The sequence below is a fragment of the Bordetella trematum genome, from assembly GCF_900078335.1.
GTDB lineage: Bacteria > Pseudomonadota > Gammaproteobacteria > Burkholderiales > Burkholderiaceae_B > Bordetella > Bordetella trematum.
In genome coordinates this window covers 1-254 of sequence record NZ_FKBR01000015.1, presented here as the reverse complement: position 1 = coordinate 254, position 254 = coordinate 1, and the positions used below count along the sequence as shown (strand labels likewise).

The 254-nt window shown below is 65.0% G+C and carries 1 protein-coding gene; it reads right to left on the bottom strand.

Going from position 1 to position 254, the window contains the following annotated elements; all coding sequences use genetic code 11:
* A partial coding sequence (locus A7V84_RS21320) for a hypothetical protein (RefSeq protein WP_204246495.1) occupies positions 1 to 254 on the bottom strand: 254 nt, incomplete at both ends.

The window sequence follows — 254 nt, the reverse complement described above, 5'->3', positions numbered from 1 at the left end:
ATCATCAATTGACCCAGCAGGCCGCTGTCCACCAGCGTAATCGCATCCACGCCGGCACCGGTGGTGATGGACGTGTCGCCACCCACCGTCACCGTATCCAGGCTCACGGTGTTGGCACCGTCACCCGCTTCGATTGCCAGCGAGCCGCCGATGTCGGTCTGCACCTGGGTGACGCTGTCGTTGCCCGCGCCCGAGGTGATCTGGGTAGCACCACCCACCGTTACCACGGTCAGGTCGATGGCGTTGTCGCCCTC